Annotated in this window: 1 pseudogene; it reads right to left on the bottom strand. The window is 40.6% G+C overall.

What is annotated here, in order from left to right:
- A pseudogene (locus E1176_RS20010) lies at positions 1-362 on the bottom strand (glycosyl transferase); the annotation flags it as partial.

Genomic DNA, 362 nt, shown 5'->3' with positions numbered 1-362 from the left:
AAAAAAAGCTTTTCTGTTGGGTATATTCCAGATCGAATGACTTCGCCTTTCACAATAAAAGTATGACCACCAGGTATTTGGTCTACTTGTGTAGCTCTTGTCAACTTACTATTTCTTACTGAACTCACACGGCCCGTATACTTATTAAAAAATCCTCCGGCTCCACCAAGTGCTCCTACAGTTTCTGATAAATCACTTTGTAAACCTAAGATTCTTTCAAAGTCAGTTTTATCCTTAGGTGGATCATCATCGTCCCCCCAATAAATCCACTCATAACCCTCTGCAGCTAATCGTTGCAATCCAATTTTTGAAGCACCCGCAGGGCCAGAATTGTAGCCAACACTGAAGTATTCAACCTTTGG

It is taken from the genome of Fulvivirga aurantia (assembly GCF_009711475.1).
GTDB lineage: Bacteria > Bacteroidota > Bacteroidia > Cytophagales > Cyclobacteriaceae > Fulvivirga > Fulvivirga aurantia.
The sequence above is the reverse complement of the archived record's forward strand: the minus strand, read 5'-3'. Positions and strand labels throughout refer to the sequence as shown.